This window comes from Pseudomonas sp. CH61, assembly GCF_059429415.1.
Map to the genome: position 1 here is coordinate 5,748,075 of NZ_CM182098.1, position 26,861 is coordinate 5,774,935.

The 26,861-nt window shown below is 57.1% G+C and carries 26 protein-coding genes; 3 read left to right on the top strand and 23 right to left on the bottom strand.

From position 1 onward, the window contains the following. Positions 1-9 precede the first annotated feature (9 nt). From AC5SEM_RS25935 to mnmG, 19 genes are all read right to left on the bottom strand, one after another. On the bottom strand, positions 10-636 hold the full coding sequence (locus AC5SEM_RS25935) for a glutathione S-transferase family protein (RefSeq protein ID WP_371042150.1): 627 nt from the start codon (positions 634-636) through the stop codon (positions 10-12). A 105-nt stretch (positions 637-741) separates the two neighbouring features. After that, the gene (locus tag AC5SEM_RS25940) at positions 742-1,668 is read right to left on the bottom strand and encodes a LysR family transcriptional regulator (protein WP_495471575.1); all 927 of its coding nucleotides are present in this window, start codon (positions 1,666-1,668) and stop codon (positions 742-744) included. A gap of 71 nt (positions 1,669-1,739) precedes the next feature. Further along, complete coding sequence (locus tag AC5SEM_RS25945; RefSeq protein WP_495471576.1) at positions 1,740-2,495, bottom strand: helix-turn-helix domain-containing protein; 756 nt, start codon at positions 2,493-2,495, stop codon at positions 1,740-1,742. Between the two features lie 198 nt (positions 2,496-2,693). Further along, positions 2,694-4,526, bottom strand: coding sequence for a glutamine--fructose-6-phosphate transaminase (isomerizing) (gene glmS, locus AC5SEM_RS25950; RefSeq protein WP_495471577.1), 1,833 nt, complete (start codon positions 4,524-4,526; stop codon positions 2,694-2,696). Positions 4,527-4,528: 2 nt separating this feature from the next. Next, positions 4,529-5,305, bottom strand: coding sequence for a DeoR/GlpR family DNA-binding transcription regulator (locus AC5SEM_RS25955; RefSeq protein WP_495471578.1), 777 nt, complete (start codon positions 5,303-5,305; stop codon positions 4,529-4,531). A 159-nt stretch (positions 5,306-5,464) separates the two neighbouring features. After that, positions 5,465-6,832, bottom strand: coding sequence for a bifunctional UDP-N-acetylglucosamine diphosphorylase/glucosamine-1-phosphate N-acetyltransferase GlmU (gene glmU / locus AC5SEM_RS25960; protein ID WP_077575153.1), 1,368 nt, complete (start codon positions 6,830-6,832; stop codon positions 5,465-5,467). 118 nt (positions 6,833-6,950) lie between these two features. Next, on the bottom strand, positions 6,951-7,376 hold the full coding sequence (locus AC5SEM_RS25965; protein WP_007911962.1) for a F0F1 ATP synthase subunit epsilon: 426 nt from the start codon (positions 7,374-7,376) through the stop codon (positions 6,951-6,953). A 45-nt stretch (positions 7,377-7,421) separates the two neighbouring features. Next, complete coding sequence (atpD, locus tag AC5SEM_RS25970; protein WP_016984062.1) at positions 7,422-8,801, bottom strand: F0F1 ATP synthase subunit beta; 1,380 nt, start codon at positions 8,799-8,801, stop codon at positions 7,422-7,424. Between the two features lie 27 nt (positions 8,802-8,828). Further along, complete coding sequence (atpG, locus tag AC5SEM_RS25975) at positions 8,829-9,689, bottom strand: F0F1 ATP synthase subunit gamma (protein WP_007911960.1); 861 nt, start codon at positions 9,687-9,689, stop codon at positions 8,829-8,831. A gap of 50 nt (positions 9,690-9,739) precedes the next feature. After that, a complete protein-coding gene (gene atpA / locus AC5SEM_RS25980) occupies positions 9,740-11,284 on the bottom strand; it encodes a F0F1 ATP synthase subunit alpha (RefSeq protein WP_016984064.1) in 1,545 nt (514 codons plus the stop codon). 21 nt (positions 11,285-11,305) lie between these two features. After that, positions 11,306-11,842 carry a F0F1 ATP synthase subunit delta gene (locus AC5SEM_RS25985; RefSeq protein ID WP_007911956.1) on the bottom strand — a complete coding sequence of 179 codons (537 nt, stop codon included), beginning with the start codon at positions 11,840-11,842 and terminating at the stop codon, positions 11,306-11,308. A gap of 12 nt (positions 11,843-11,854) precedes the next feature. Further along, positions 11,855-12,325: a F0F1 ATP synthase subunit B gene (locus AC5SEM_RS25990; RefSeq protein ID WP_003229781.1), complete on the bottom strand. Its 471-nt coding sequence runs from the start codon at positions 12,323-12,325 to the stop codon at positions 11,855-11,857. Between the two features lie 59 nt (positions 12,326-12,384). Beyond that, entirely contained in the window at positions 12,385-12,642 is a 258-nt protein-coding gene (atpE, locus tag AC5SEM_RS25995; protein WP_003097235.1) for a F0F1 ATP synthase subunit C, read from the bottom strand. A 133-nt stretch (positions 12,643-12,775) separates the two neighbouring features. After that, positions 12,776-13,645 carry a F0F1 ATP synthase subunit A gene (gene atpB / locus AC5SEM_RS26000; protein ID WP_007911917.1) on the bottom strand — a complete coding sequence of 290 codons (870 nt, stop codon included), beginning with the start codon at positions 13,643-13,645 and terminating at the stop codon, positions 12,776-12,778. A 16-nt stretch (positions 13,646-13,661) separates the two neighbouring features. Then, positions 13,662-14,069, bottom strand: a complete 408-nt coding sequence (locus tag AC5SEM_RS26005) for a F0F1 ATP synthase subunit I (protein WP_008084411.1) — start codon at positions 14,067-14,069, stop codon at positions 13,662-13,664. Positions 14,070-14,217: 148 nt separating this feature from the next. Further along, positions 14,218-15,090 carry a ParB/RepB/Spo0J family partition protein gene (locus AC5SEM_RS26010; RefSeq protein ID WP_116028606.1) on the bottom strand — a complete coding sequence of 291 codons (873 nt, stop codon included), beginning with the start codon at positions 15,088-15,090 and terminating at the stop codon, positions 14,218-14,220. A gap of 9 nt (positions 15,091-15,099) precedes the next feature. Further along, on the bottom strand, positions 15,100-15,897 hold the full coding sequence (locus AC5SEM_RS26015; protein WP_007911909.1) for a ParA family protein: 798 nt from the start codon (positions 15,895-15,897) through the stop codon (positions 15,100-15,102). An 18-nt stretch (positions 15,898-15,915) separates the two neighbouring features. Further along, the gene (gene rsmG, locus AC5SEM_RS26020; RefSeq protein WP_007911906.1) at positions 15,916-16,560 is read right to left on the bottom strand and encodes a 16S rRNA (guanine(527)-N(7))-methyltransferase RsmG; all 645 of its coding nucleotides are present in this window, start codon (positions 16,558-16,560) and stop codon (positions 15,916-15,918) included. Next, positions 16,557-18,455 (bottom strand): tRNA uridine-5-carboxymethylaminomethyl(34) synthesis enzyme MnmG, encoded by a 1,899-nt coding sequence (mnmG, locus tag AC5SEM_RS26025; protein WP_495471579.1) that lies wholly within the window; start codon positions 18,453-18,455, stop codon positions 16,557-16,559. Before mnmG ends, rsmG begins: the two co-directional genes overlap by 4 nt. Positions 18,456-19,025: 570 nt before the next feature. On the opposite strand from mnmG, the gene AC5SEM_RS26030 reads away from it, so the two are divergent. The 3 genes from AC5SEM_RS26030 (at position 19,026) to AC5SEM_RS26040 (ending at position 23,035) form a co-directional block, all read left to right on the top strand. Next, entirely contained in the window at positions 19,026-19,532 is a 507-nt protein-coding gene (locus tag AC5SEM_RS26030; protein ID WP_077575156.1) for a sigma-70 family RNA polymerase sigma factor, read from the top strand. Beyond that, the gene (locus AC5SEM_RS26035; protein ID WP_495471580.1) at positions 19,532-20,479 is read left to right on the top strand and encodes a FecR domain-containing protein; all 948 of its coding nucleotides are present in this window, start codon (positions 19,532-19,534) and stop codon (positions 20,477-20,479) included. Before AC5SEM_RS26030 ends, AC5SEM_RS26035 begins: the two co-directional genes overlap by 1 nt. A 120-nt stretch (positions 20,480-20,599) precedes the next feature. Further along, positions 20,600-23,035 carry a TonB-dependent siderophore receptor gene (locus AC5SEM_RS26040; protein WP_495471581.1) on the top strand — a complete coding sequence of 812 codons (2,436 nt, stop codon included), beginning with the start codon at positions 20,600-20,602 and terminating at the stop codon, positions 23,033-23,035. A gap of 43 nt (positions 23,036-23,078) precedes the next feature. Here the strand turns inward: AC5SEM_RS26040 and mnmE are convergent, their stop codons facing one another. The 4 genes from mnmE to rnpA all read right to left on the bottom strand — a co-directional run bounded on the left by mnmE (position 23,079) and on the right by rnpA (position 26,850). After that, a complete protein-coding gene (gene mnmE, locus AC5SEM_RS26045; protein WP_034152189.1) occupies positions 23,079-24,449 on the bottom strand; it encodes a tRNA uridine-5-carboxymethylaminomethyl(34) synthesis GTPase MnmE in 1,371 nt (456 codons plus the stop codon). Positions 24,450-24,528: 79 nt separating this feature from the next. Continuing rightward, on the bottom strand, positions 24,529-26,208 hold the full coding sequence (gene yidC, locus AC5SEM_RS26050) for a membrane protein insertase YidC (RefSeq protein ID WP_123593439.1): 1,680 nt from the start codon (positions 26,206-26,208) through the stop codon (positions 24,529-24,531). A 2-nt stretch (positions 26,209-26,210) separates the two neighbouring features. Further along, positions 26,211-26,456 (bottom strand): membrane protein insertion efficiency factor YidD, encoded by a 246-nt coding sequence (gene yidD / locus AC5SEM_RS26055; protein WP_010465488.1) that lies wholly within the window; start codon positions 26,454-26,456, stop codon positions 26,211-26,213. Further along, entirely contained in the window at positions 26,449-26,850 is a 402-nt protein-coding gene (rnpA, locus tag AC5SEM_RS26060) for a ribonuclease P protein component (protein ID WP_016984072.1), read from the bottom strand. Before rnpA ends, yidD begins: the two co-directional genes overlap by 8 nt. Positions 26,851-26,861: the final 11 nt, after the last annotated feature.

Below are 26,861 nucleotides of genomic sequence, written 5' to 3' on the forward strand. Positions count from 1 at the left end.
TTGCGAAAATCAGGCGGTGGTTTGCAGACCGGCAACCGTGCGCGGCATGGCGACGAAACCCGGTAGGGCTTCAACCCGGGCCAGCCAGGCGCGGACGTTGCCGTAATCGTCCAGTGACACGTTGCCTTCCGGTGCGTGGGCGATGTAACTGTAGGCAGAAACGTCGGCAATGGTCGGTTCGTCGCCGGCCAAGTACGCGGTTTTGCCCAACTCGATGTCCATCACCTTGAGCAGGTTGTGCGCCCGGGTAATCGCTTCTTCTGCATTCAGCTGGGCACCAAACACCGTGACCAATCGCGCAGCGGCGGGGCCGAAAGCAATCGGCCCGGCGGCAGCCGACAACCAGCGCTGTACCCGCGCGGCGCCAACCGGATCGGTTGGCAGCCAACGACCGTGGCCGTATTTCTGCGCCAGATAAACCAGAATGGCGTTGGAGTCGGCCAGCACCACGCCGTCGTCGTCGATGGCCGGCACTTGGCCGAAACTATTGATAGCAAGGTACGCCGGCTGTTTGTGCTCGCCTTTGGCCAGATCGACGAAGATCAGCTCGGTCGGCAGTTGCAGCAGGGACAACATCAGCTCGACACGGTGGGCGTGGCCGGAACGTGGAAAGTTGTAGAGTTTGATCGCTTGCATGGTCGACTCCGCTGAACAGGGGCGCCGCTGCGGGGGTGAGAGCGCCGATGGAGGCCATCATCCACTGACCGCGAAAAGAACAGAATCACCAGCAACTGCAATCGATTATTTCAGCTCATGCAATAACGCGGCGTGTTTAAGCGCTGGATGCTCACGCAAAGCCTTGGCCGTGAAATCGACGAAACTGCGGATTCGCGCTGGCGCCTTGCGCCCACCCTGATACACCACGTGGATCGGCAATGGCGGCAGCTCAAATTCGGCGAGGACGATTTCCAGCTCACCGGTGGCGATTTTGCTGGCGACTTGATAGGACAACACTCGGGTCAAGCCCAGCCCCATACAGGCTGCGGTAATCGCTGCCTGATTGGCGGTCACGATCAGACGCGGCTCAGGACGCACACCGAGTGGTTCGCCACCGTCGAGAAACGGCCAACTGCGTTGCTGACCGATCGCTGAAGTCGCCACCACTGGCGCGCCCGCCAATGCGTGGGGATGAGCCGGTCGGCCATATTTGGCAAAGTAGTCCGGCGAGCCGCAAATGACGCTACGCACCTCACCCACGCGAACAGCATGCTGACTGCTGTCCGGCAGATCACCGATGCGCACCGCCACATCGATGCCCTCCTCGACCATGTTGACGATCCGATCAACCAGTACGGCATTGATCGTGACATCCGGATACTGCGCGAGATAACTCGCCATCACCGGCGTCACAAACAAATCACCGAACAACACCGGCGCTGTCACCGTCAGCTGCCCACGCGGCTCGGCATGACTGCCCGCCGCCGAATCCTCGGCTTCCTGCACCTCGGCGAGAATCCTCCGACAATCTTCAAGATACCGTTGCCCCGCTTCGCTCAAATGCACACTGCGCGTGGTGCGGATCAGCAACTGCGTACCAATTCGCAACTCCAGCGCCGCCACCGCCCGCGTGACGCTCGCCGCTGACAAACCCAGACGCCGCGCGGCCGCAGAGAAGCCTTGTTCTTGAGCGACGGTGGTGAAGATGTGCATTTCCTGGAAGCGATCCATGGAAGAGACCTCGATCAAAAAGGAAATGCCGTTCTTCCATTTATGGAATTAGTTCTGGCCTTACCAATTATTCAATACGCAGGGATATCAGGAGATCGGCGAATGATATGACTGATTACAGTGCCCAGAATCTCGATGTCCAGCGGATCCAGAGCAATTGGGCCTTGGGGCATCGCAGGGTCAAGAGGCATCAAGACAGCCTCACTCTGACCGGGTTCCTTGGCTAAACGCCGCAGCCCAGGCGCATTTTCCTCGCCACGATACCGGTAGATCACATCACTTCCACTATCAATATCTTCGACCGCCGTTAGTGCTGCGTCGAAAATCAACACAGATCCGCCAGGGTACTGGGTGAGGTATGGCAACGCGCCGGGAAAAACGGTTGCCCTGTGCTGATCAAAAAAAGTCTTGATCACAGGAACGAAGGCATGAATGTCTGCACTTTTCGGTCCGTACTTACCCTCTGCATTGAAGATTGGCATTCGAACCGATCCCGACGAAAGTGTTTTCCAGTCCTCAATGAACACTAGCGATACATCAACCTTCAAACCTTGATCGCGAACATTACGCCGTCGCTCAGCAAAAAACTTGTGGTCATCTACCGAGTTTCCCGTTGCGAGCCAAGTTGCATCTACTTCCAGGCTCGCTGCAAGGCGCCGGATGGTCTCTGCCCGTGGGAAGCTATGGCCGTTTTCATATTGTGAAATGGTTCGCTTATCTATACCAACCAATGCGCCCAAATCCTGTTGAGTAAGGCCTTTTTCTCCACGCTTACCGATCAGACGACTGGCAAAGTCCGCATTCGGTCCATCAATCAATATCGCCACATCATCTCCAAATCATCACGAAAATCACCATTCATCAGCAATCTATGATTTATAGGACGATAAATCAAGCAGATAAAACCGTTAAAAGATCACATACATCCTAAAGCTCACAAAAACCGACTGCATCAAATTGTTCTTCGCAAAAAAAATCGCAGCCGAAGCTGCGATTTTTTTGTGCGTAGGTCAGCTGTGGATAACTTATTCCACCGTCACCGACTTCGCCAGGTTACGCGGCTGATCGACGTCCGTGCCCTTGAGCACCGCGACGTAGTACGACAGCAACTGCAGCGGAACCGTGTAGAGGATCGGTGAGAGGATGTCGTGGATATGCGGCATCTGCACCACGTGGGTGCCTTCGCCGTTGGTCATGCCGGCTTTTTCGTCGGCGAACACGATCAGTTCGCCGCCACGGGCGCGGACTTCCTGCAGGTTGGATTTGAGCTTTTCCAGCAGTTCGTTGTTCGGCGCCACGGTAACCACCGGCATGTCGTTATCCACAAGCGCCAGCGGGCCGTGTTTCAGCTCGCCGGCCGGGTAGGCTTCGGCGTGGATGTAGGAGATTTCCTTGAGTTTCAGGGCACCTTCCATCGCCACCGGGAATTGCGCACCACGACCGAGGAACAGGGTGTGGTTTTTCTCGGCGAACAGCTCGGCGATTTTTTCCACGGTACTGTCCATCGCCAATGCTTCACCGAGACGGTTTGGCAGGCGACGCAGTTCTTCGACTAGCGTGGCTTCAACGCCTTTGCCTAGCGTGCCGCGCACTTGACCCAGCGACAGGGTCAGCAGCAACAAGCCGACCAATTGCGTGGTGAAGGCTTTGGTCGAGGCCACGCCGATTTCGCGACCGGCCTGGGTCAGGAGGGTCAGGTCGGACTCGCGCACCAGCGAACTGATGCCGACGTTGCAGATGGCCAGGCTGGCGAGGAAACCCAGCTCTTTGGCATTGCGCAGGGCCGCCAGGGTGTCGGCGGTTTCGCCGGACTGGGAAATGGTCACGAACAAGGTGTCTGGCTGCACTACGACTTTGCGGTAGCGGAATTCGCTGGCGACTTCGACCTGACACGGGATCCCGGCCAGTTCTTCCAGCCAGTAACGGGCAACCATGCCGGCGTGATAACTGGTACCGCAGGCGACGATTTGTACATTGCGCACTTTGGCGAACAGCTCGGCGGCTTGTGGGCCGAACGCTTGCACCAGAACCTGATCATTGCTCAGGCGACCTTCGAGGGTGCGTTGTACAACGGCCGGTTGCTCGTGGATTTCCTTGAGCATGTAGTGGCGGTATTCACCTTTGTCGGCAGCTTCGGCACCGTCGCTGTACTGCACGGTCTGGCGCTCGACGGCATTGCCGTTGATGTCCCAGATCTGCACGTTATCGCGGCGAATTTCGGCGATATCGCCTTCTTCCAGGTACATGAAGCGGTCGGTGACCTGACGCAGCGCCAACTGGTCAGACGCGAGGAAGTTCTCGCCCAGACCCAGACCGATCACCAGTGGGCTACCGCTGCGCGCGGCGACCAGACGATCCGGCTGCTTGGCATTGATCACGGCCAGGCCGTAAGCACCGTGCAGTTCCTTGACCGTCGCTTTAAGCGCAACGCTCAGGTCTGGCTGGTCCTTGAGTTTGTGGCTGAGCAGGTGGGCGATGACTTCGGTGTCGGTATCCGAAGTAAACACGTAACCCAGCGCTTTCAGTTGTTCGCGCAGGGCTTCGTGGTTTTCGATGATGCCGTTGTGCACCACGGCGATGTCGCCGGAGAAATGCGGGTGAGCGTTGCGTTCGCACGGCGCGCCGTGAGTCGCCCAACGGGTGTGGGCAATGCCCAGACGACCCACCAACGGGTGTTCGGCCAGCGCCGCTTCGAGCTCGCTGACTTTACCCGGGCGACGCATGCGCTCGAGGGTTTCGTCGTTGGTGAAGACCGCGACACCGGCGCTGTCATAGCCGCGGTATTCAAGGCGCTTGAGGCCTTCGAGCAGGATGGCGGTGATATTACGTTCAGCAACTGCGCCGACAATTCCACACATGCTTATTTCTCCTGACTGACAGCCGCGCAAATCACGGTGATACCGCGGGCCTGTATCTGATCGCGCGCTTCGATAGGCAGGCGATCATCGGTAATGAGGGTATGGACGCTGCTCCACGGCAGTTCCAGATTGGGAATCTTGCGACCGATCTTGTCGGCCTCGACCATGACGATGACTTCCCGCGCCACGTCAGCCATGACCCGGCTCAAACCGAGTAGCTCATTGAAGGTCGTGGTGCCACGCACCAGGTCGATGCCATCGGCGCCGATGAACAACTGGTCGAAGTCGTAAGAGCGTAGTACTTGCTCAGCGACCTGGCCCTGAAAGGATTCCGAATGCGGATCCCAGGTGCCGCCGGTCATCAACAGCACCGGTTCGTGCTCGAGTTCGCTCAAGGCGTTGGCGACGTGCAGGGAATTGGTCATCACCACCAGACCCGGCTGTTGGCCAAGTTCCGGGATCATCGCGGCGGTGGTGCTGCCGCTGTCGATGATGATGCGCGCGTGTTCGCGGATGCGTTTCACCGCAGCGCGGGCAATCGCCTGTTTGTACTTGGAAACGCTCTGCGCGGTTTCCGCGACCAGTTCCTGCGGCATGGTGATCGCCCCGCCGTAGCGGCGCAGCAACAGGCCATGACTTTCCAGCGCAGCGAGATCCTTGCGAATCGTAACTTCGGAGGTTTCGAAGCGCTTGGCCAGTTCATCCACACTGACTTCGCCCTGCTCGTTGAGCAAGGCGAGAATGTTGTGACGACGTTGTGGCGTGTTGCGTTTCGACATGGCGGCTTAAGTTTCGTTTCGAAAGATAACGTAAGCAATCAAAACCTATCGGCTCTAAATCGTCAAGCGGTCGCCCAAAAAAAACCGCAACCCCCACAGTCCCCATAGGAGCTGCGAAGGCTGCGATCTTTTGATCTTCAAAAAGCCGCTGTGGATAACTCAGCTCTTCTTGATCTTCTCCGGCCGTTTCCAACCGTCGATATTTCTCTGCCGCGCTCGGCCCACGGCCAACTGCGCGTTATCCACATTCTGCGTGATGGTCGAGCCGGCCGCCGTGGTTGCACCGGCAGAGATATCCACAGGCGCGACCAACGAATTATTGGAGCCGATGAACACATCCGCACCCAACACGGTTTTCCACTTGTTGGCGCCGTCGTAGTTGCAGGTGATGGTGCCAGCGCCAATGTTGGTGCGCGCACCGATTTCGGCATCGCCCAGATACGTGAGGTGACCGGCCTTGGCGCCTTCGCCCATGTGGGCGTTTTTCAATTCAACAAAGTTACCCACATGCGCACGCGCTTCAAGCACGGTACCCGGACGCAGACGCGCAAACGGGCCGGCATCGCTGCCCTCGCCCAGAACGGCACCCTCAATGTGCGAGTTGGCCTTGATCACCACGCCTTTGCGCAGGGTGCTGTCCTTGATCACACAATTCGGGCCGATGACTACGTCGTCTTCGATGACCACATTGCCTTCGAGGATCACGTTGATGTCGATCAGCACGTCACGACCCACGGTGACTTCGCCACGCACATCGAAACGTGCCGGATCCCGCAAGGTGACGCCTTGCGCCATCAACCGCCGACCGGCGCGCAACTGGTAATGGCGCTCCAGCTCTGACAATTGCTTGCGATCGTTGGCGCCCTGCACTTCCATTGGATCATGCGGTTGTTCGGTGGCGACAACCAGGCCATCGCTGACCGCCATTTCGATCACATCGGTCAGGTAGTACTCGCCTTGGGCATTGTTGTTTGACAGACGACTCATCCAGTCGGCCAGACGATTGGCCGGCACGGCGAGAATGCCGGTGTTGCCTTCGGTGATCGCGCGCTGCGCTTCGCTGGCGTCTTTGTGCTCAACGATGGCTGCGACCTTACCGTCTGCATCGCGCACGATGCGGCCATAACCGGTCGGGTCGTCCAGCTCGACGGTGAGCAAACCCATCTGCCCCGGCACGACATGCTTGAGCAGCCGTTGCAGGGTTTCGACTTCGATCAGCGGCACGTCACCGTAGAGGATCAGCACGGTGTCGGCAGTAATGAACGGCACCGCTTGCGCAGTGGCGTGGCCGGTGCCGAGCTGCTTGTCCTGCAGGACGAAATTCAGATCCTCAGCGGCCAGGCGTTCACGCACCACATCCGCGCCATGGCCGATCACCACATGAATGCGTTGTGGATCGAGTTGTCGGGCGCTGTGGATAACATGGCCCAACATGGAATTGCCGGCAATCGGATGCAGAACCTTCGGCAGTGCCGAACGCATACGAGTGCCTTGACCGGCCGCGAGGATAACGATTTCAAGAGACATGACTGGCTACCAATCCTGGGTGGTCAGCAACTGCGACCAGGTTTCGGGAATTCGGAAAAGAAAAAAGGGTAGCCGAGGCTACCCTTTTTTATCAATCGCACAACAAGCGGCTGACGGATTAACCGCCAAACTTCTTGCGGATCTGCTGGACGGTGCGCAGCTGAGCTGCAGCCTCGGCCAGACGTGCTGACGCAGCGCTGTAGTCGAAATCAGCGCCTTTTTCATGCAGAGCATGCTCGGCAGCCTTGAGAGCTGCTTGAGCCTGAGCTTCATCCAGGTCGGCGGCACGTTGCACGGTATCGGCAAGCACTTTGACCATGTTCGGCTGAACCTCGAGGAAACCACCGGAGATGTAAAACACCTCGGGTTCCCCGCCTTGCTTGATCAGGCGGATCGGACCTGGCTTCAGATTAGTGATCAGCGGCGCGTGACCCAGAGCGATACCAAGATCACCCAGTGCACCGTGCGCAATCACCATCTCGACCAGGCCGGAAAAGATTTCCCCTTCCGCGCTGACGATATCGCAATGGACTGTCATAGCCATCTGATTGCCTCAACCTAAATTAGCGCCCGTTGCCGGGCGCCGGGATTACAGTTTCTTGGCTTTCTCGATCGCTTCTTCGATGCCGCCAACCATGTAGAACGCTTGTTCTGGCAGGTGGTCGTAGTCACCGTTGAGGATGCCTTTGAAGCCAGCAATGGTGTCTTTCAGGGAAACGTATTTACCCGAAGCACCGGTGAAGACTTCAGCCACGAAGAACGGCTGCGACAAGAAGCGCTGGATCTTACGAGCACGGTTTACCAACTGCTTGTCGGCTTCCGACAGCTCGTCCATACCCAGGATCGCGATGATGTCCTTCAGCTCTTTGTAACGTTGCAGAACGTACTGAACGCCGCGAGCGGTGTCGTAGTGGTCCTGGCCGATTACGTTCGGGTCCAGCTGGCGCGAAGTCGAATCCAGTGGATCTACCGCTGGGTAGATACCCAGGGAAGCGATGTCACGGGACAGAACGACGGTGGCGTCCAAGTGGGCGAAGGTGGTCGCTGGCGATGGGTCGGTCAAGTCATCCGCAGGTACGTATACCGCTTGGATCGAGGTGATCGAACCTTCCTTGGTCGAAGTGATACGTTCTTGCAGAACGCCCATCTCTTCAGCCAGGGTCGGCTGGTAACCTACTGCCGAAGGCATACGGCCCAGCAGTGCGGATACTTCAGTACCGGCCAGGGTGTAACGATAGATGTTGTCGACGAACAGCAGAACGTCGTTACCTTCGTCACGGAACTTCTCGGCCATGGTCAGGCCGGTCAGTGCTACGCGCAGACGGTTACCCGGCGGCTCGTTCATCTGACCGTAAACCAGTGCCACTTTGTCCAGAACGTTGGAATCCTTCATCTCGTGGTAGAAGTCGTTACCCTCACGAGTACGCTCACCCACACCGGCGAACACGGAATAACCGCTGTGCTCGATGGCGATGTTACGGATCAATTCCATCATGTTTACGGTTTTGCCTACACCGGCACCACCGAACAGACCGACTTTACCGCCTTTGGCAAACGGGCAAACCAGGTCGATAACCTTGATGCCGGTTTCCAGCAGGTCGTTGCCGCCTGCCTGTTCAGCGAACGAAGGTGCTGGGCGGTGAATGCCCCAACGCTCTTCGGTGTCGATCGGGCCAGCTTCGTCGATCGGGTTACCGAGGACGTCCATGATCCGGCCCAGGGTCGCTTTACCGACCGGTACGGAGATGGCTGCGCCAGAGTCGGTAACTTCCAGACCGCGCTTCAAGCCCTCGGTGGAACCCATCGCAATGGTACGAACCACGCCGTCGCCCAGCTGCTGCTGAACTTCCAGAGTGGTGCCGGCATCGCTTTTGACTTTCAAAGCGTTGTAGATGCTCGGTACGCTGTCGCGTGGAAATTCCACGTCGATAACGGCGCCGATGATTTGAACGATACGTCCGCTACTCATAGCTGGATCCTCTGAATATTTGAACCGTTAAACCGCGGCAGCGCCGCCGACGATTTCCGAGATCTCTTGGGTGATCGCAGCCTGACGCGCCTTGTTGTAGATCAGCTGCAAATCGCTGATCAAATCACCGGCGTTGTCGGTAGCGTTCTTCATCGCGATCATCCGCGCAGCTTGTTCAGCCGCGTTGTTCTCGACCACCGCCTGGTAGACCTGCGACTCAACGTAGCGGACCATCAAGCCGTCAAGCAGCTCTTTGGCATCCGGTTCGTAGAGATAGTCCCAGTGGTGTTTGAGATCCTGATCCGGGGTGGCCACCAGTGGAATCAATTGCTCCACGGTAGGCTGTTGCGTCATGGTGTTGATGAACTTGTTGGACACCACGGACAGGCGGTCAATACGGCCGTCCAGGTAGGCATCCAGCATCACCTTGACGCTGCCGATCAAGTCATTGATCGACGGCTCTTCACCCAGGTGGCTGATAGCTGCAACGACGTTACCGCCGAAGTTGCGGAAAAAGGCCGCACCCTTGCTACCAACGACACACAGATCAATCTCGACGCCGTTTTCGCGGTTTACCGCCATGTCCTTGACCAGGGCCTTGAACAGGTTGGTATTCAAGCCGCCGCACAGACCACGGTCACTGCTCACCACAACATAACCAACGCGCTTGATTTCGCGGTCGATCATGAACGGGTGGCGGTATTCCGGGTTGGCGTTGGCCAGATGCCCAATAACCTGGCGGATACGCTCCGCATAAGGACGGCTAGCAGCCATGCGCATTTGTGCCTTGCGCATTTTGCTGACCGCCACTTTTTCCATGGCGCTGGTAATCTTTTGCGTGCTTTTGATGCTCGCAATCTTACTGCGAATCTCTTTTGCGCCTGCCATGTAACACCTATCAGGTTAGCAAGCGGGAGCCTCGCGGCTCCCGCTGCGGCTTACCAGGTTTGGGTGGCCTTGAACTTCTCGATACCGGCTTTCATGCCAGCGTCGATTTCGTCATTGAAGTCACCTTTAACGTTGATCTTGGCCATCAAATCGGCGTGATCGCGGTTGAAGAAAGCAATCAGCGCTTGTTCGAAGCTGCCGATCTTGGCGATTTCAATGTCAGTCAGGAACCCACGCTCAGCGGCATACAGCGACAGCGCCATGTCAGCGATCGACATTGGTGCGTATTGCTTCTGCTTCATCAGCTCGGTAACGCGCTGACCATGCTCAAGTTGCTTACGGGTCGCTTCGTCCAGGTCAGAAGCGAACTGGGCGAATGCCGCCAGTTCACGGTACTGAGCCAGAGCGGTACGGATACCACCGGACAGCTTCTTGATGATCTTGGTCTGAGCGGCACCACCCACACGGGATACCGAAACACCGGCGTTCACTGCAGGGCGGATGCCCGAGTTGAACATGGCCGATTCCAGGAAGATCTGACCGTCGGTGATGGAAATCACGTTGGTCGGAACGAACGCGGAAACGTCGCCAGCCTGGGTTTCGATGATCGGCAGTGCGGTCAGGGAACCGGTTTTGCCGGTCACTGCGCCGTTGGTGAACTTCTCTACGTATTCTTCCGAAACGCGGGATGCGCGCTCCAGCAGACGGGAGTGGAGATAGAACACGTCGCCTGGATAAGCTTCACGGCCTGGTGGACGGCGCAGCAGCAGGGAAATCTGGCGGTAAGCCACTGCTTGCTTGGACAGATCGTCATAAACGATCAGCGCGTCTTCACCGCGGTCGCGGAAGAATTCACCCATGGTGCAACCGGAGTACGGTGCCAGGAATTGCAGCGCAGGAGATTCCGAAGCACTGGCAGCCACGATGATCGTGTTGGCCAGGGCGCCGTTTTCTTCCAGCTTGCGAACCACGTTGGCGATGGTCGATTGTTTCTGACCAATAGCTACGTAGACGCAGAAAATGCCGCTGTCTTTCTGGTTGATGATCGCGTCGATCGCCAGAGCGGTTTTACCGATCTGACGGTCACCGATGATCAGCTCACGCTGGCCACGGCCGACAGGGATCATGGCATCGACTGCCTTGTAGCCAGTCTGTACAGGCTGGTCTACCGACTTACGCCAGATCACGCCTGGAGCAACTTTCTCGACCGCGTCGGTCTCGGTGTTGCCCAGTGGACCTTTGCCGTCAACAGGGTTACCCAGTGCGTCGACTACGCGACCCAGCAGTTCCTTACCAACCGGAACTTCTAGGATGCGGCCGGTGCACTTGGCGCTCATGCCTTCAGCCAGAGACTGGTAAGCGCCCAGTACAACGGCACCTACGGAGTCTTGCTCCAGGTTGAGGGCCATACCGTAGACGCCGCCCGGAAACTCGATCATCTCGCCGTACATGACGTCGGCCAGACCGTGAATCCGCACGATGCCGTCAGATACGCTGACGACAGTGCCTTCGTTACGGGCTTGGGAGGTCACATCGAGCTTGTCGATGCGGCCCTTGATAATTTCACTTATTTCGGAAGGATTGAGTTGCTGCATTGCTCTGCTGCCCCTTCAAACTCAAGATTTCAATGCTTCGGCAAGTTTCGCGATTTTGCCGCGAATCGAGCCATCGATAACCAGGTCGCCGGCGCGGATGACGACACCACCTATAAGGGCAGCATCCTCCGCAACTTGCAGGCGCACTTCCCGGTTGAGTCGTGCACTGAGAACCTTGGCGAGTTTGTCTTGCTGTTCTTGGTTCAATGCAAAAGCACTGGTCACTTCAACGTCTACCGACTTCTCTTGTTCGGCCTTGTACAGGTCGAAAAGAGCGGCAATCTCCGGCAGAAGCGGGAGACGGTCGTTTTCGGCAACGACATTGATGAAGTTCTGTGCCTTGGCATCAAACTTGTCGCCGCACACGTCAATAAACGTGGCGGCCTTTTCTGCGCTCGTCAGTCGCGGGGCCTTGAGCACGCGCTGCATGGTGTCATCTTGTGACACCGCTGCAGCCAGGCCGAGCATGGCTGACCAATTGGCCAGTTGCTGGTGGGCCTGAGCGTGCTCGAAGGCCGCCTTAGCGTAAGGTCGGGCCAACGTGGTCAGTTCTGCCATGATCGCCCTCGCTTAGATTTCAGCAGCCAGTTGGTTAACCAGCTCTGCGTGCGCGTTTTGATCGATTGTGGCACCCAGGATCTTCTCGGCGCCGCCGACAGCCAGCAAACCCACTTGGGCGCGCAGCTTGTCTTTGACACTGTTCAGTTCCTGTTCGATCTCGGCTTGAGCCTGAACCTTCACACGGTCAGCGTCGACACGGGCCTTTTCAACGGCCTCTTCGACAATCTGGTTACCGCGTTTCTTGGCTTGCTCGATGATTTCAGCTGCCTGAGCTTTCGCTTCGCGCAGTTGCTGACCCGCTTTTTCTTGGGCCAACTCCAGGTCGCGAGCTGCACGGCTGGCAGCGTCCAGACCATCAGCGATCTTCTTTTGACGTTCGTGCAGAGCAGCGATGACCGGAGGCCATACATACTTCATGCAGAACAGTACAAAAATCAGGAACGCAACGGACTGGCCAATCAGGGTCGCATTAATGTTCACGCCAACACCTCGCAGTTACGTTGTCCATCACATCAAATTACTCGGAAGAATCCGGGTAATTAGCCAGCGATCTGACCAACGAACGGGTTCGCAAAGGTGAAGAACAGAGCGATACCAACACCGATCATGGTTACGGCGTCGAGCAGACCGGCAACGATGAACATTTTAACTTGCAGCATTGGAACCATTTCTGGCTGACGCGCTGCGCCTTCCAGGAACTTGCCGCCCAGCAGGCCGAAACCAATTGCGGTACCCAGTGCGCCCAGGCCGATCAACAGTGCAACAGCGATAGCGGTTAGACCAACTACAGTTTCCATCTTTCCTCCCGACTTTTACGTCGTATGGTTTAGGTTTTTTAGATTAAAGCGGTAAAACAAATCGTTTCAGGTGCCCTGTGAAGAGCCCCTTCCCGTTTGACCGGGAAGGACATCAGACTAGTCGAGACTGGCCTTAATGGTTTTCTTCGTGCGCCATCGACAGGTAGACGATGGTCAGCATCATGAAGATGAACGCCTGCAGCGTGATGATCAGGATGTGGAACACAGCCCACGCCCACTGCAGAACAACGCCCAGGCCGCTCAGCCAGAGCAGGCCGCTGCCGAACATCACAGCGATCAGAATGAACACCAGCTCGCCGGCATACATGTTGCCGAATAGACGCAGAGCCAGAGAGATCGGCTTGGCGATCAGGGTCACGAATTCCAGCAGGAAGTTCACCGGGATCAGCAGGGCTTGAACGAAAATGTTCTTGCTGCCGAACGGGTGCAGGGTCAGTTCGCCGATGAAGCCGCCGAAGCCCTTGACCTTGATGCTGTAGAAAATGATCAGTGCGAAAACCGAGAACGCCATGCCCAGGGTCGCGTTCGGGTCGGTAGTCGACACGGCGCGGAACGGGATGTGGTGGTCACCGGAGATCAGGATGGCCAGTTGAGGAATCCAGTCGACCGGTACCAGGTCGACGGCGTTCATCAGGAACACCCAGACGAAGATGGTCAGTGCCAGCGGTGCAATGACCGGGCTACGGCCATGGAAGCTGTCTTTCACGCTGCCATCGACGAATTCGACCAATACTTCAACGAAGTTCTGCAAAGCACCCGGCTGACCCGAAGTCGCTTTCTTTGCCGCCATGCGGAAAAGAAGAACGAAGATCAGACCCAACGCGACCGACCAGCCGAGAGTATCGACGTGGAAAGCCCAGAAGCCCATTTCTTTGGCCTCTGCTGCGGTATGGGCAAAGCCCCAGCCGCCGTTAGGTAGCTGACCGAAGGTCAGGTTCTGCAAGTGGTGCTGGATATAGCCCGAAGCGGTTGTTTCTGCCATGGTTGCCTCAAACGCCCTAAGGTCTCGAAAGTCTTGTTCTCATCAGCAGGGGAGCGAACCAGCTGACCGACTGAGTCAGCACGAACACGCCGAATACTGCTATCGGCGCCAGTGGCTTCACACCTGCAAACACCAGTGCAAAGAGCACTGCCGTCAAAATCAGTTTGCCTGCCTCGCCGGCATAAAATGACCGGACGATGGACTGGGCTGCTCGGGCGCCGGAAAACCGAAATGCCTTGTGAGCAAAATAAACATTGGGCAGCAAGGCTATCAGGCCTCCGCAAAGTCCCGAGTATCCGGCAACGACTCCATGCCATTGCCAGAGCGCCAAAGCGGCAATCAGCAAAATGACAAATTGAGCCATCAACACCGGAAAAACCGCCAGGCGATGGAACGGCAGGCGGTTTGGCTTGCGGGTTTCCATCACGTTTGCTCTCCAATGGTCGGCTGCCAGAATTCAATAACTTGGCATAATTTGTGCCGACAAAATGCGCGCAGAGTATAGGGGCGGTTCTGCCCCTATTCAACTGTCAGGTAGTGATTTCCGACTGCGCGCTACATGAGGAAATGTTTCAGCGGATGTGTGCGAGCACACCTTGAAGCTCATCGAGGGAGTTGTAACCGATCACCAACTGCCCCTTTCCCTTCTTGCCGTGGCGAATCTGCACCGCAGAGCCTAGGCGCTCGGCCAGACGCTGTTCGAGACGAGCAATATCCGGGTCGGGTTTGCTCGCTTCCACAGGCTCCGGTTTGCCACTCAACCACTGGCGAACCAGTGCCTCGGTTTGGCGCACGGTGAGACCACGTGCGACAACATGTCGCGCCCCTTCAACCTGCTGATTGTCCGGCAGACCGAGCAAAGCACGGGCATGGCCCATTTCCAGGTCGCCGTGGGACAGCATGGTCTTGATGACTTCCGGCAGTGCAATAAGGCGCAACAGGTTAGCCACAGTGACGCGGGACTTACCCACAGCCTCGGCAACTTGTTGCTGAGTCAGCTGGAATTCCTGCTGCAAACGCTGCAGGGCCACCGCTTCTTCGATCGGGTTGAGGTCTTCGCGCTGGATGTTCTCGATCAGCGCGATGGCGATCGCGGTTTCATCCGGCACATCGCGGACCATCGCCGGGATGGTTTCCTGCCCGGCTTGCTGACTCGCGCGCCAGCGACGTTCACCAGCGATGATCTCGAAGCGGCCACCGCCAATCGGGCGCACCACGATCGGCTGCATCACGCCTTGCGCCTTGATCGACGCTGCCAGTTCTTCCAGCGCCTGCGGATCCATATCCCGGCGCGGCTGGTATTTACCGCGCTGCAGCAGATCCAACGGCAAGTGCTGCAGTTCGCGGGTGTCAGCTTGCGCCGCTTGTTCTTCCAGCGCGCTGACGGTCGGACCACTCAGCAGTGCATCCAGTCCACGTCCGAGACCTCGTTTCTTGACGGCCATGGGGATTCCTTAAGTTGCCTGAGCGGCGGCGATGCGTGAGTTTTTGCGCTGACGACGAACCATCTCGCCGGCCAGGGCCAGATAAGCCAGGGCGCCGCGCGATTGCTTGTCGTAGGCCAGCGCCGGCATGCCGTAGCTCGGCGCTTCGGCCAGGCGGATGTTGCGCGGGATCACCGTATCGTAGAGCTGCTCGCCGAAGTGTTCCTTGAGTTGCGCCGAAACGTCGTTCATCAGGCTCAGGCGCGGGTCATACATGGTCCGCAGCAGGCCTTCGACTTTCAGGTTCGGGTTCAACAATTCGGCGATGCGCTTGATGTTATCCACAAGGTCGCTCAAACCTTCGAGCGCAAAGTATTCGCACTGCATGGGGATAATCACCCCATCGGCTGCCACCAAAGCGTTCAGCGTGAGCATCGACAGCGACGGCGGGCAGTCGATCAGAATGTAATCGTAGTTTTCGCGGATCGGCGCCAACGCGCTGCGCAGACGGCTTTCCTTCATCTGCATTTCCAGCAGCACGACTTCGGCCGCCGTCAAATCGCGGTTGGCTGGCAGCAGTTGGTAACCGCCATGTTCGGAATAGTGCATGGCCTGGGCCAGATCGCATTCGCCGATCAGCAGGTCATAGACCGAATTTTCCAGGCCGTGTTTATCCACACCGCTACCCATGGTGGCGTTGCCCTGTGGATCGAGATCGATCAACAGCACCCGGCGCTTGGTCGCGACCAGGGATGCTGCGAGGTTGATGCAGGTGGTGGTCTTGCCCACACCACCCTTTTGGTTCGCTATCGCGAATACCTTAGCCATTCTTGCTTGTGTTCCCAATCATGCCGTGCGGCGCAGTATCAGCAGATGGCGTTGGCCTTGGCAACCGGGTACGGCCAGGGCGTGTTCGCTATCGAGTTTGAAGTCTGCCGGCAATGCTACCAGCTCATCGGCCGGATGAACGCCCTTCATTGCCAGCCAGCGTGTATCGGCATCGCCGAGGTGGCGAGTCCAGTTGGTGAAGTTCTCCATGCTGCTGAACGCCCGGGAAATGATCCCATTGAACGGTTGCGCAGGCTGGAAGGCTTCGACACGACTGTGGATAACTTGCAGGTTATCCAGTTTGAGTTCGAGTTTGACCTGGGTCAGGAAGCGGGTTTTCTTGCCGTTGCTGTCCAGGCAGGTCACTTGCGAGTCGGGATAGAGGATCGCCAACGGGATCCCCGGCATGCCGCCACCACTGCCGACGTCGAGCCAGCGGCCGTTTTCGATGAACGACATCACGCTGAGACTATCGAGCAAGTGTCGCGACACCATTTCGTCCGGATCGCGCACCGCAGTCAGGTTGTAGGCCTGGTTCCATTTGATCAACAGGGCCAGATAACCCAGCAGCAATTCGTGCTGGGTTTCAGTGAGATTGACACCGAGCTCGCGGGCTCCTGTGGATAACTCTTCGGCGTGTTGCGAAGTGACCTTAGAACTCAAGCGCTTTGCTCCAACTGACGGCCCGCGCCGCGTTTTTTCAAATGAATCATCAACAGCGAAATCGCTGCCGGGGTCACACCCGGGATCCGTGAAGCCTGGCCCAGCGTCTCTGGACGAGTCGCGCCGAGCTTGCTCTGGATCTCCTTGGAGAGACCGGAAATGTTGGTGTAATCGATATCCACAGGCAATTTCGTGTCTTCACTGGCGCGCAGACGGGCAATTTCGTCCTGTTGACGGTCGATGTAACCGGCGTACTTGGTCTTGATTTCAACCTGCTCGGCGACCTGTGGATCTTCGGCGCCGTTGCCGGTCACTTCGACCAGACCAGCGTAGTCGATTTCCGGACGGCTCAAGAGGTTGAGCAAGTTGTATTCGTGAGTCAGTGGCGTACCGAACTTTTCGGCAATCGCATCGCCCTGCTGCGTATTCGGGCGAACCCAGGTGCTTTTCAGGCGTTGCTCTTCCAGCTCAATGCTTTCGCGTTTCTTGCAGAAGGCCGCCCAACGCGCGTCATCGACCAGACCGAGCTCGCGACCTTTTTCGGTCAGACGCAGGTCGGCGTTGTCCTCACGCAGGATCAGGCGGTACTCGGCACGGGAAGTGAACATGCGGTACGGCTCTTGGGTGCCGAGGGTGATCAGGTCGTCGACCAACACGCCGATGTACGCTTCATCGCGACGCGGGCACCAGGCTTCTTTGCCCTTGGCGCGCAGTGCGGCGTTGGCGCCGGCGAGCAACCCCTGGGCGCCGGCTTCTTCGTAACCGGTGGTGCCGTTGATTTGCCCGGCGAAGAACAGACCGCCGATGACTTTGGTTTCCAGGCTGTACTTCAGGTCGCGCGGATCGAAGTAGTCGTATTCGATCGCATAACCCGGACGCACGATGTGCGCGTTTTCCATGCCGCGGATCGATTGCACGATCTGCAATTGCACGTCGAACGGCAAGCTTGTGGATATCCCGTTCGGGTACAGCTCATGGGTGGTCAAACCTTCCGGTTCGATAAACACCTGATGGCTTTCCTTGTCGGCAAAGCGGTGGATCTTGTCTTCGATCGACGGGCAATAGCGCGGGCCAATGCCTTCGATCTCGCCGGCAGCGGAATACATCGGCGAACGATCGAGGTTCGCCGCGATGATTTCGTGGGTGCGGGCGTTGGTGTGAGTAATCCAGCAGCTGACCTGGCGTGGATGCTGTTGTTTGTTGCCCATGAACGACATCACCGGAATCGGTGTATCGCCGGGTTGCTCGGTCATTACCGAGAAATCCACAGACTTGCCGTCGATACGCGGCGGTGTGCCGGTTTTCAGGCGACCGACACGCAGTGGCAGTTCACGCAAACGGTGAGCCAGGGCAATCGACGGCGGATCACCGGCGCGACCGCCGGAAAAATTCTGCAAACCGATGTGGATAAGTCCGCCGAGGAACGTACCGGTGGTCAGCACCACGGAATCGGCGAAAAAGCGCAGACCCATTTGCGTGACAACACCACGGACTTGTTCCTGCTCGACGATCAGGTCGTCAGCGGCTTGTTGGAATATCCACAGGTTCGGCTGATTTTCCAGAATTTCGCGGACAGCGGCTTTGTACAGAATCCGGTCAGCTTGCGCACGGGTTGCACGCACGGCTGGGCCTTTGCGGCTGTTCAACACGCGAAACTGGATGCCACCCAAATCGGTAGCGGTGGCCATCGCGCCGCCGAGGGCATCGATTTCCTTGACCAGATGGCTTTTGCCAATGCCACCGATGGCCGGGTTGCAGCTCATGGCACCGAGGGTTTCCACGTTATGCGTCAGCAACAGGGTTTTTGCCCCCATACGTGCTGAGGCCAGTGCTGCCTCGGTACCGGCATGACCGCCGCCGATGACGATCACTTCAAAACGGGAAGGGAAATCCACCACGCACCTCGTGCCTGCTTAAGTAGGTAATTCAGGAATAGTTTGAGATCAGGTTTTTGGACCTGGTCGACAAGTATAGGGACTTCGCCCTTCCTAAAGAACCCTTTGCACAAAATTTAACCAGCTGTGGAGAACTCGAGGTTAAAAGAATAAAAAAGAGAGAAATTTATAAAACCTTTGTTTTTATGTTTATTCTTACTGAGCATACTTTCTGTGGATAGATTGCTACAGGCCTTTATATTCAATGTGTACAGAGTTTCAAAACCCTGTGCTCATGTGCCAATGAGGCCCTTGGATAACCGGTGTAAGCCTGTGGATGAAATGGGTGGTTATCCACAGACGGGGTTATGTCCAGTTTTCAGGCCCTGTTATCAACTGCCCTTAGTGGCAGTTATTCACAGGGCTTAATCCACAGAAAAACGACGCAACGGCTTTTTCAGAGCGCAAAAAAAACGCCAGCGAGGGTTCGCTGGCGACAAAGAAGCCGATGGAGGGAAGTGCGGGGACTATTGTGAGAGAACGTAACAGGGGCTAATAATAGGCATTATCATTAACTCATCAGTTTTCCCTATGCCCCTACCCGCCCACACTGCTGCGATTGAGCAAATCTACGAGCAACATCATTCGTGGCTATATGGATGGCTCAAGGGAAAATTGCATGACGCCTGCGATGCCGCCGATGTGGCGCATGACACGTTTGTGCGGATTCTGGCGGCCCGCAATGCCGCGCAGATTCGCGAGCCACGGGACTATCTGGCGACAATTGCACGCGGCCTGGTGATTGATCGTTATCGCAGACAGGCTATCGAAGCCGCGTATTTGCAGACCCTCGCAGCTCGACCGGAAGCCACCGCCATCAGCGAGGAAGACAAGGCGCTGATCATTGAGACCCTGGTCGCTGTGGATAAAGCTTTGGCCGGCCTTGGCGCCAGAAGCCAACAGATCTTCATGCTCTCTCAGATCGATGGCCTGACTTATCAACAGATTGCTCTGCAGTTAAAGGTTTCGCTGACCACGGTGAAGAAACACATGATCCGCGCCCTGACGGAATGTGCGCTGATCATGGCGCAGCATTGATGGCCACCGCACCCAACCGTCAGGTTTTCGAAGCGGCCGCCAGCTGGTATGTGCAGCTTCAGGCAGAACCGCCGACGCTCGCCGAACAGAAAGCCTGGCAGCTGTGGATCGACAGTGATCCAGCGCATCTGGCGGCATGGAACCAGATTGAACAACTGCAGCGCCACCTCGGTACGTTGCCGCCGGATTTGAAACGTCGCGCCCTGAATACCGGACAGCAACGACGCCAGGTGCTGAAATTGTTGCTGCTCGCTGCGGGGGCTGGGTTCGTTGGCTGGAATGTTCAGCAACACACATCCTTGGGGAATGTCTGGGCCGACTATAAAACCGGCGTTGGTCAGCGTCGCAATATCACATTGGCGGATGGCAGCCAGATTCAGCTCAACACCGACACTGCCATCGACGTGTCTTTCGACCCGGCACAGCGGCTGATTCGCCTGCGCTCCGGCGAGATCCTCATTCAAACCGGAAAGCTTGGCGATCAACGGCCCTTTTTCGTCGAAACCCGGGATGGCCGGATTCAAGCACTGGGCACCCGGTTTTCCGTACATCAGTTATCGGGGGCTACCCGTGTGGGTGTGCTGGAAGACCGGGTCATTGTTCAGCCCGCCGATCTATCAACAGCCGCAATTGTTCTGAGCGCAGGTGAAGGCGCCGATTTTGATCGTCGACACATAAGGCTCATTCACCCCTTCAAATCTACGGAAGTAGCATGGACCAACGGCCAATTGATCGTGCTCAACGCACGCTTGGGCAATGTCATTGAAGAATTGGGCCGCTATCGCCGCGGCGTTTTGCACTGTGATGACCGCGCGCGAGATCTGCGGGTATCCGGCACCTTCCGGCTCGATTCTACCGATGCAGTCCTGGCCAATCTTCAGGCTTCGCTGCCGATCAACGTGCGCTATTTCACTCATTACTGGGTCTCGATCAGCCGCAACGCTTGATCGAAATTTCACCTGGGGAAAATAAATCGAAAACAGGGTTATCTTTTTTCGCCCTGATCCGGCCCTACAGGTAATCGCGATAAACGCGGCTCTTTTGCCACCTTCAGGGCTTATCCACACATGCGTCTTCCCACGATTCGTCAGCGTTTTTCCTATCACTGCATTGCCTACAGCCTACTGATGACCAGCGCCGCGTCCTGCCTGGTAATGACCAACAACGCCTTCGCGGCGACGGCTGCCCAGCGCTACACCATTGTTGCCGGCCCGCTGGACAATGCCTTGAGCCAGTTCGCCTCGGCTGCGAATGTGATTCTGTCGTTCTCGCCACAGCAGACCAGCCGTTTGCGCAGCGCCGGGCTGAACGGCAACTTCACCGTCGACCAGGGATTCGCCCAACTGCTGCAAGGCTCGGGGTTGCAAGCCGTACCGCAGGCGCCGGGCAGCTACATTCTGCAGGCACTGCCGAACGGCGATTCACTGGAGCTGGCCCCGACCAACATCAACGGTGAGTTGGCTAACCCGATGAATCTGGATTACGCCGCTGACGTCGGCTACAAAGCGCAGAACAGCCGAATCGGTACGAAAACCAGTACGCCGTTGTCGGAAACGCCACGTTCGGTTTCGGTGGTAACCGCGCAACGCATGAAAGATCAGAAATCTCAGACACTCACTGAAGTACTCGGCTACGTCCCGGGGATCTTTGCCCCACCGTTCGCCGCCGGCGACAGCCTCGCCGGGGACCTGTTCTACATTCGCGGTTTCAACGCCACCGATTACGGCTACGGTCTGTTGCGCGATGGACTACGCGTACAGGGCAACCGCTATGACACCAGTACCGAGCCTTACGGTCTTGAGCGAGTGGAGATTTTCCGCGGCCCGTCTTCTCTGCTGTACGGCGAAAACGCCCCCGGCGGTCTGGTCAATCTGGTGAGCAAACGGCCAACCGCTGCACCGCAAGGCGAAGTGCAACTGGGCTATGGCTCGAACAACCGTCGGCAGATCGGCGTCGACGTGTCGGGGCCACTCAACGACAGCGGCAACATTCTCGGGCGCGTCGTCATGCTCGGTCGCAAGGCCGACACCCAGACCGATCACGTCCCGGATGACCGCATTTACATCGCCCCCTCGCTAACCCTGAATTTCGACGACTTCAACACCCTGACCCTGCTGGCCAACTACCAGAAGGATCACACCAACATGGAACTTGGCCTGCCGGCGGCCGGGACTTTGCTGACAAACCCCAACGGCAAGTTATCCAAAGGCTCCATGCTCGGCGACCCGGACTGGAACACTTTCGAGCGGGAAACCTGGAGCACCGGTTACGAATTCAGCCACTCATTCAACGACGACTGGCAGTTCCGCCAGAACTCGCGCTACCTGCAATCGCGTATCAACCGTCACGAAACCTGGCCGGGCAACCTCAACAACGCCGGGTTCGGCACGCGTCTGAACATGACCGCTTACGATCGCTACAACAAATCGATGGTGTATTCGCTGGATAACCAACTGGAAGGCAAATTCCAGCTCGGTGAGCTGGAGAACACCGTGTTGTTCGGCGCCAGCTACGATCGCACCTCTTTCAATCAGGACTGGGACGCCGGCATCGTCGGACCGATCGATGTGTATAACCCGGTTTACCTGCGCGACCCGACCACGCCGATTGCGGTGCAAAACACCTTGCTTGAGCAACAGATGAAAGGGGTTTATGCACAGATCCAGAGCAAGTACGACCATTGGCTGTTGCTGCTCGGTGGCCGTCAGGATTGGGTCGACAGTGATTTTCGCGACAAGGTGGCCCAGTCGAGCGACATCAGTTCCGAGGACAAGAAATTCACTTATCAAGGCGGCGTGATGTACCAGTTCGACAACGGCATGACGCCGTATGTCAGCTACTCCACCTCGTTCGTACCGGTGCAGCAGATTTCCAATGCCGGCGCACCGCTCGATCCGATCACCAGCAGCCAATACGAAGTGGGCCTGAAGTACGAACCGATCGGCTGGGATACTGCGTTCACCGCGTCGGTGTATGACCTGCGCAAAAAGGACGACACCTACTTCGACTCGACCACGTCTACCTATCGCCAGGTCGGCGAAAGCCGTTCCAAAGGTGTGGAACTGGAACTGAACAGCAACCTGACCCCGAACCTCAATGTCACGGCGGCCTACACCTACACCGATGCGCGCATCACCAAGGACGCCGCGACGTCATTGGTCAAAGGCCATCAAATGACCGGCGTGCCACGTAATCAGGCTTCGGTCTGGGCGAAATATCGATTCCTCGATGGTGACTTGAAAGGCCTGTACGTCGGCGGTGGTGTGCGTTACTTCGACAGTGCCTTCGCCTATACCTCGCCTTCTCTGTACGGGAAGCTCGATGCCGGCGATGTCACGTTGGTGGATGCTGCGATCGGCTATCAGATCAACACGCACTGGAGCGTCGACCTGAACGCGAAAAACCTGTTCAACAAGGAATATGTGTCGGGATGCAACGATGCTGGCCGTTGCTATTGGGGCGAGGACCGCACATTGCTCGGTACGGTTTCCTACAACTGGTAAATGAAAAAGGGGCTGTGGATAAATTGTCCACAGCCCCTTTTTGTTATTTGCCGATGCAAAAGCTGGAAAAGATTCTTCCCAGCAGATCATCAGAGCTGAAAGCCCCGGTGATTTCGCCGAGAGAATGCTGGGCCTGACGCAAATCTTCGGCCAGTAACTCGCCAGCACCAGCCAGGGTCAACTGAGCGCGGCCGTGTTCCAGCGCAGCGCTGGCATGGCGCAAGGCTTCCAGATGCCGACGACGTGCACTGAAGCTGCTTTCCGACGTTTGCTCGTAACCCATGCAGGCCTTGAGATGATCGCGCAGCAAGTCCAGACCTTCACCGGCCGACTTGGCGCTGAGGCTGATCGTCACGTGCCCGTCTTCGCTGGTTTCCAAAACAATGGCTTCGCCCGTTAGATCGGCCTTGTTGCGGATCAACGTAACTTTGGCCGGATCTGGCCGGGTTTCGAGGAATTCAGGCCACAGGGCAAACGGATCAAGTGCTTCCGGAGCGGTTGCATCGACCACCAGCAACACCCGATCTGCCTCGCCAATGGCTTTCAACGCCCGTTCAACGCCGATCTTTTCCACATGATCATCGGTATCACGCAGACCTGCAGTATCGACAACGTGCAGCGGCATGCCGTCGATGTGGATATGTTCGCGCAGGATATCTCGCGTGGTGCCGGCAATCTCAGTCACGATTGCAGCTTCGCGACCGGCCAACGCATTCAGCAGGCTGGATTTACCGGCATTCGGACGCCCGGCAATCACCACGGTCATGCCATCACGCAACAACGCGCCCTGCCCGGCTTCGCGCAGTACTGTGGATAACTCATCACGGACTTTGTCGAGCATGCTCAGCACATGGCCATCGGCGAGGAAGTCGATTTCTTCTTCCGGAAAGTCGATGGCAGCTTCGACGTAGATACGCAAACCGATCAGCTGTTCGGTCAAGTTATGCACACGCTGGGAAAACGCACCCTGCAGAGAACGCAGAGCATTACGCGCGGCCTGTGCAGAACTGGCTTCGATCAAATCGGCAATCGCCTCGGCCTGGGCCAGGTCGAGTTTGTCATTGAGGAAGGCGCGTTCGCTGAATTCACCTGGACGCGCCAAACGGCAACCCAGTTCCAGGCAGCGCTTGAGCAACATGTCCAGAACGATCGGGCCGCCGTGGCCTTGCAGTTCCAGCACGTCTTCGCCGGTGAACGAGTTTGGCCCCGGGAAATACAGCGCCAGACCTTCATCGAGGACTTGCTGGTCATCGCTGAAAAACGGCCCGTAATGGGCGTAACGCGGTTTCAGTTCGCGGCCGCTGATCGCTTTTGCCGCGACACTGGCCAACGGCCCGGAAATACGGACGATGCCCACACCACCACGACCTTGAGCGGTGGCAACGGCGGCGATGGTTTCACGAGGTACGCTCATTAACCGGAATCCAGACAAAAATGACAGATAGCAAAACGCCCCACTAGGGGGCGTTTTGAGTGGTTATCCACAGTGTAAATCAAGCGGCTGCTTTGGTAGCCCGTTCGATCTTACGCGTGATGTACCACTGTTGGGTGATGGACAGGCAGTTGTTCACAACCCAGTACAGCACCAGACCCGCAGGGAACCACAGGAAGAAGAAGGTGAAGATGATTGGCATCATTTTCATGACCTTCGCCTGCATCGGATCCGGAGGAGTCGGGTTCAGCTGCTGCTGGATGAACATGGTTGCGCCCATGATGATCGGCAGAATGAAGAACGGATCCTTGATCGACAGGTCAGTGATCCACAGCATGAATGGCGCCTGGCGCATTTCCACGCTTTCCAGCAGAACCCAGTACAGCGAAAGGAAAACCGGCATCTGCACGAGGATCGGCAAGCAACCACCCAGCGGATTGATCTTCTCTTTCTTGTACAGCTCCATCATGGCTTGCGACATTTTTTGCCGATCATCGCCATGTTGCTCTTTCAGAGCAGCCAGTTTCGGTGCAACGGCACGCATGCGCGCCATCGATTTGTAGCTGGCAGCCGACAGAGGGAAGAACAGACCCTTGATCAGCATGGTCAGGAAGATGATCGACCAGCCCCAGTTACCGACAATGGCGTGGATGTGTTGCAGCAGCCAGAAGATTGGCTGGGCAATGAACCACAGAATGCCGTAGTCGACGGTCAGTTCCAGACCTGGGGACAACTCTTTCAGTACAGCCTGGCTTTTCGGACCGGCGTACAGCACAGCGCTGGTTTCAACTTTGGCACCCGGTGCAGCGGTCAATGTAGGACCGGTGTAACCGATGATGTAGTTGCCTTTGCTGTCTTTACGGGTCTGGACGATGTTGTTTTCGCCCTTGGCCGGAATCCACGCGGTCACGAAGTAGTGTTGCAGCCAGGCTACCCAACCACCGGTGACGGTTTCTTTCAGTTGCGCCTTGTCCATGTCCTTCATGGACACTTTCTTGTACGGCTCCGAACTTGTCCACAGGGCAGCGCCCAGGTAAGTCGCGGTGCCAGTAGCAGTCGTGGACGAAGGATCAGCGCTGTTGTCGCGCTTCAACTGAGCAAACATTGCGCCGTTCCAGGGCTGAGCGCTCTGGTTATCCACAATGTAGGAAACGGCTACGTCGTACAGGCCGCGTTTCAGGGTGAAACGCTTGATGTAATTGACGCCGTCCTTGCTGAACTTCAGGTCCACGACCAGTTGGTCCTGACCGTCAGCCAGTTGATAAGTCTTCTTCTCCGCGGAGTAGACCGGACGACCGGCCGGATTTGCATCCGGGCCGTTGGTGCCGATCAGACCGCTTTGGGCCAGATAAACACGTTCGCCGCCGTTATCGAACAGCTGGAACGGGACATCAGGACGATCCTGACGACGCGGATACAGAGGCAAGGTCAGTTGAGCGACATCGCCACCTTGTGGATCGATCGCGAGATCGAGCACATCGGTTTTGATCTGGATCAGATCCTTGCTGGCGGCTACCGGCGTTTCGGCAGGTGCGCTGGTATCGCTAGCGGCGCGCGGAATATCGTCACTGGCGGCAGCATTATTGCCAGTGGCGGTGTCCGGCAAACCGGATGTAGTCGTACTGGAAGCAACATTCTGAGTCGGCAGGGCAGCCTGACCATAGTCCTGGTTCCATTTAAGGACCATAACGTAGGCCACGATTGCCAGGGCGACGATCAGGATCGTGCGTTTGATATCCATGATTACTCGGCCATCGAAGAAGAACGGGAGGTAGGGATAGGTGGAACCGGGTCATAACCACCGGGATTCCACGGATGACAGCGACCTAAACGACGAAAGGTCAGCCAGCCACCGCGCAGAAGGCCATGATTTTCAATGGCTTCATACGCGTAGCAGGAACAACTGGGGTAGAAACGACAGTGACTGGCCATCAAAGGACTAATGGCATAGCGATAAAACTGGATCGGAACGAGGGCCAGTTTACGCATCGGTACTGTCTACCCCTACAGTTTCGGTTTTGACTTCTGGAACTGGCTTGCTGCGTGCCAGACGCTTCCAGAGCTTGCCGAAATGCTGAATCAATTCGGGGTTTTCTACATCGCCCAGACCTTTGCGCGCGACGATAACGATATCCCAGCCGACCAGTGAATCCTGGTGCAGACGGAACGATTCGCGCATCAAACGTTTGAGGCGATTGCGCTCAACGGAGAGCTTTACGCTCTTTTTCCCGATAACCAGCCCGAGACGGGGGTGATCGAGATCGTTGTTGCGTGCAAGGAGCAGGAGATTTTTCCCCGGAACCTTGCCGGTAGGGGAGTCAAAGACTGCCTTGAAATGCCGGGGGGTAAGCAGACGCTTTTCCCGACTGAAGTCCTGACTCACCTCCAGTACCG